Here is a 3,827-nt window from a genome sequence, read left to right as displayed (position 1 = left end):
GCTCCGGGCCGTTCGTCTCCGGCCCGGAGCCACCGCCCGCCCGTCGGCCCCGGTCCCGTCACCGCCCCCTGGCGCGTCGTTCCTGACCCGGGCCCCGGCCCGGCGTTCCGGCCCCCGGCCCGGCGTTCACGGCCCCAACTCGTGGTCCCCGCGCGGCGTTCCCGGTTGTCACGGCCGTCAGGGGGCGTCGGGGCACGTCGCCGGGTCGGCGGTCAGCCGCCCAGGGAGTTCCGTACGGCGGCGACGAGGCGGGAGGCGCGGGCGTCACCGTGCCCGATCATGCGGTTGGCCACATAGGCGAAGCCCACGCCGAACGCGTCGTCGCCGAAGGCGAACTGACCGCCGGAGCCGTCGTTGCCGAAGCTGCGCTCCCCCAGCATTGGCCGGAAGGCGGGCGAGTCGAGCAGAAAGCCGGAGCCCCAGCGCGCTCCCATGTCGAAGCCCAGCCACCCCTTGCCGGACGAGATCTCGCGGACCGCGTCCGTCACGGTCTCGGGGGTGAGCAGCCGCCGGTGGCCCTCGATACCGGTCACGGCCGCCGCATACAGCCCGGCGAGCCCGCTCGCCGACGCCACGGCGCCCGCACCGGGCAGCTCCATGCCGAGCAGCGCGGGGTCGTTCCAGCCGTGCGGCTCGTCGAGCCCGGGGAAGACCAGCGCACCGTTCATGGTCACGATGCGGGTCAGCAGGTGTTCGGGGTCCGGCATCCCGGGCCGCCCCTCGGCCTCGACCAGCCTGGCCCGTCCGTCCAGCTCCGCCGCGGGCAGCCCGATCCAGGCCCGCAGCCCCAGCGGGTCCCCCACGGCCTCGCGGAAGTACGCGCCCGGGGTGAGCCCGGTGATCCGCCGGATGACCTCGCCGAGCAGGAAGCCGAAGACATGGCCGTGGTACTCGTACGCCGTGTCCGGCTCCCACAGCGGCGTCTGCTCCTCCACGGCGCGGATCACCGGCGCCCAGCCGGCGATCTCCTCGAACCCCAGCACCCGGTCGAGCACCGGGACCCCCGCCCGGTGCCCGAGGACCATACGGCAGGTGATGGCCTCCTTGCCGTTCCGGCCGAACTCCGGCCAGTACCGGCTCACCGGTGCGTCGAGGTCCAGCCGCCCCTCCTGCGCGAGGAGGTGCACGCAGACGCTCACGAGGCCCTTGGCGCACGAGAACACCGGTACGGCGGTGTCCCGCTGCCAGGCCCGTCCGCTCCCCCGGTCCGCGACCCCGCCCCACAGCTCCACGACCTTGCGCCCGCCGGCGAACACGGTGACCGCCGCCCCGAGTTCCGGGAACTCCTCGAAGTTCCGCGTGAACGCGTCGGCGACGCCCCCGAACCCCTCGTCGGCCCACCCGCTGTACCGTTCCACGATCGTCCCCGCCCCTCACGCGTCCGCTGTGCACGACCGCGTCACCCTAGACCGGGGCCCGCCCCCGCCACGACCGGTTTACCCGCCGCCCGGGACGGTCGGCGCGGCCAGCTGTCTGTTCAGCTGTTTTGTAGAAGAAGCTGCAGTGCGCCAGGGAGCCGTCCGGGTCGCCTGCGTAGTCGGGGACGACGCCGTAACGGGTCCAGCCGTCGGCAGCGTAGACCCGCTCGGCGGTGGTGCCGGTGCAAGTCTTGTTCGGGGTCCGGGGTCCGGCGGTGTCACGGCAGGACGACTATCAGCGCGTAGCGCCGGGGACGAGAATGGCCGCCGCCCGGAGGAGGAGCCGGGCGGCGGCCGGAGGGGTGGTCGCGGGCGGTCAGATGCTGATGAGACGCTCCAGCACATTGCGGTAGCCGCGCATCGCCAGGCGCAACTCCTCCGTCTCGGAGATGACCGCGTCATCCTCGTGCCAGGCGGCACGTAGGGTACGGCGGCGTTCGGCCAGGAGATCGGCGAGCCGGGCGGCCACCTCCTCGAGCAGGACATCGGCCTCCTCGACGGCGCCGCGGGGAGAGTCCACGAAGCCGCTGATCGCGTACCGCAGCCGCTGGGCCAGCTTGTCGTGCTCGCTCACCGGCAGCACGGGGAAGCTGGGGCCGTTCGGGGTGGACGGTGACTGGTCGGACGGTTCGGACGACAGAGACGACATGGGCGGCGTGGACGGCGCGGATGACATGGACGGCTGCCATGGTGTCGTCGGCGCGCTTCCGTTCGTCGGCACGCTTCCGTTCGTCGGCACGCTTCCGTTCGTCGGCACGCTTCCGTTCGTCGGCACGCTTCCGTTCGTCGGCGTGCTTCCGTCCGGGCCGCCTCCGTTCGCCGACATGTTCCCGTTCGCCGGCGCGCTTCCGCCCTCCGGCCCATGGCGCCGCCGGCCGTCGTGTCCCGTCGGGTCGTCGATCGGGTCCGTCACCACGCGCCGCCCTTCCTGGTGTGGCCGAGCCGGGCGTGGCCCGCCCCCGTCCCCGGCAGCCACCGGTTGAGTCGGCTCTGGTGGCCGCCGTGGTGCCGGTGTGTGGGCTCGGGCCGGGTCGTGGCGCTGTGGTGCGGGGGCCGGACCAGTGCCTCGAAGAACGGCCGGGCGTGCACCACCGCCTCGCGCAGCTCCTCGGTGTCCGCCTGCCCCTCGCGGGCGCGGGCAGCCGCGTCATGGATCTGCCGGTAGCCCTGGATGTGGTCGGCGTGGTGCACGGACAGCGCCGCGACCTGCTCCTCGTAACGGTCCGACGGATAGCCGCGGTCGTGGGCGAGACGGGCCAGCAGCTGATCGGCTCCGGCCACCGCGCGCTCCGGGGACTCGATGAACATCTCCTGCGCTGCGGCCCACTCGGACACGTACCGCTCACGCAGCTCACCGGACAGGGGCTGGGTCCTCAGATCGCCGTACCGCCGCAGCCGTTCCTCGAGATCGCGCTGTGCCGCCTTGTCGTCGCCCGCGTGCTGGGCGACGCTCATCTCGTACTCGCGTCCGAAGCGGCGTCGCAGAGCGCGTTCCTTACGGCTGGCGCCCGCGCGGACGACGCGGATGACGAGCGCGGCCGCGAGGACGACCGCGACGACAACCACGATGCTGATCGCACCAGTTGACATGGTCTGCTTCTGCCTTCCCGCTGGCTTCCCCCTTGGCGGTCGGGGGCTCCTTTCATCGGGTAGCCCGGTCTCCGGCCCTCAAACTGGCCCCTTGGACCGCCCCTCGAACGGCCGTCACCCCACGGCGCGTCAGGGGCAGGCGGATGCCAGGATGCCGGGCATGACACGTACGCCCCCTGCCCCCGCCGGTTCCCGCGCCCCGGCCTCCCGCGCCCCGGCCTCCCGCGCCCCGGCTTCCCGCGCTTGGACGGTCGCCGCGCGGCCCGTCGACGACCCCCTCTCGGCCGTGCTGCTGCGCGAGTACCTCGTCGATGTCGCCCACCGGTACTACCAGCACCATGAGCGGCGGGACGCGACGCCCGAGGAGATCGAGCGGGCGTTCGCCGAGATGGGCAGCGACGACCTCGCCCCGCCACACGGGGTGTTCCTGCTCGCGCATTACGACGGTGAGCCGGCCGGATGTGCCGGGCTGCGGCTGCTGGACGACCGTACGGCGGAGCTGAAGCGGGTGTTCGTACGGCCCGCCCAACGGGGGCTGGGCGGGGGCGCCGCACTGCTCGCGGCCGTCGAGACGGCGGCCGGGGAGCTGGGCGCCGGGCGGATCGCGCTCGATACCCGCCTCGATCTGGTCGAGGCCCGTGCGCTGTACGCGCGGCACGGGTACCGGGAGGTCGCGCCCTTCACGCAGGGGCGGTACGCGGAGGTCTGGATGGCCAAGGAGCTCGGCTGAGGCGGGGCCCGCCGGGCGCCGACCTGTCCTGCCTGCACCCCGGGCGCGGGCCCGGCCCCGCCACCGTCCGGCCCGCGCCACCGCCGTCC

At 73.9% G+C, this 3,827-nt stretch carries 4 protein-coding genes; 1 reads left to right on the top strand and 3 read right to left on the bottom strand.

Features of this window, described 5'->3' with window-relative positions:
* Positions 1-212: 212 nt before the first annotated feature.
* The 3 genes from AXW62_RS37210 to AXW62_RS37200 form a co-directional block, all read right to left on the bottom strand.
* Entirely contained in the window at positions 213-1,358 is a 1,146-nt protein-coding gene (locus AXW62_RS37210) for a serine hydrolase domain-containing protein (RefSeq protein WP_060948282.1), read from the bottom strand.
* Positions 1,359-1,734: 376 nt separating this feature from the next.
* On the bottom strand, positions 1,735-2,067 hold the full coding sequence (locus AXW62_RS46475) for a hypothetical protein (RefSeq protein ID WP_244502812.1): 333 nt from the start codon (positions 2,065-2,067) through the stop codon (positions 1,735-1,737).
* Positions 2,068-2,327: 260 nt separating this feature from the next.
* Positions 2,328-3,008, bottom strand: a complete 681-nt coding sequence (locus AXW62_RS37200) for a hypothetical protein (protein ID WP_060948280.1) — start codon at positions 3,006-3,008, stop codon at positions 2,328-2,330.
* A gap of 160 nt (positions 3,009-3,168) precedes the next feature.
* On the opposite strand from AXW62_RS37200, the gene AXW62_RS37195 reads away from it, so the two are divergent.
* Positions 3,169-3,738 (top strand): GNAT family N-acetyltransferase, encoded by a 570-nt coding sequence (locus AXW62_RS37195; RefSeq protein WP_060948279.1) that lies wholly within the window; start codon positions 3,169-3,171, stop codon positions 3,736-3,738.
* Positions 3,739-3,827 lie beyond the last annotated feature (89 nt).

It is taken from the genome of Streptomyces hygroscopicus subsp. hygroscopicus (genome assembly GCF_001553455.1).
Lineage (GTDB): Bacteria > Actinomycetota > Actinomycetes > Streptomycetales > Streptomycetaceae > Streptomyces > Streptomyces hygroscopicus.
The sequence above is the reverse complement of the archived record's forward strand: the minus strand, read 5'-3'. Positions and strand labels throughout refer to the sequence as shown.